This is a genomic window from Sphingomonas sp. Leaf412 (assembly GCF_001425405.1).
Classification (GTDB): domain Bacteria; phylum Pseudomonadota; class Alphaproteobacteria; order Sphingomonadales; family Sphingomonadaceae; genus Sphingomonas.
Genome location: NZ_LMQP01000002.1, coordinates 350040 through 350468, shown reverse-complemented (window position 1 = coordinate 350468; position 429 = coordinate 350040). Strand labels below are relative to the sequence as shown.

The 429-nt window shown below is 67.6% G+C and carries 1 protein-coding gene; it reads right to left on the bottom strand.

The genetic code is table 11. The features are described 5' to 3' along the window. Positions 1 to 429, bottom strand: a 429-nt coding sequence (locus ASG29_RS06130; RefSeq protein ID WP_235532814.1) for a complex I 24 kDa subunit family protein, incomplete at both ends; no start/stop codon positions are given.

Sequence of the window (429 nt, the reverse complement as noted above, 5' to 3'; positions counted from 1 at the left end):
GGCTCGACGGTGTGGCGCCCCGGCTCCTGCGTCCCCGCCTTGGGCGTCTCGCCGCGCTCCAGCGCCTCCAGGATCGCAATGGTGCGATCGTAGTCGAGGTCCTCGAAATTGTCGTCGTTCACCTGCACCATCGGGGCGGACGCGCAATTGCCCATGCACTCCACCTCGGTCAGCGTGAACAGGCCGTCGGGCGTGGTCTTGCCCTTGATGAGGCCCTTGTTCCGGCACGCCGCCAGCACGTCGTCCGACCCGCGCAGCATGCACGGCGTCGTGCCGCACACCTGCACGTGATAGCGGCCGACGGGGGCGAGGTTGAACATCGTGTAGAAGGTCGCGACCTCGTACACGCGCATGTACGGCACGCCGATCTCGCGCGCGACATATTCGATCACCGGCACGGGCAGCCAGCCTTGCGTCTGCGTCTCCGCC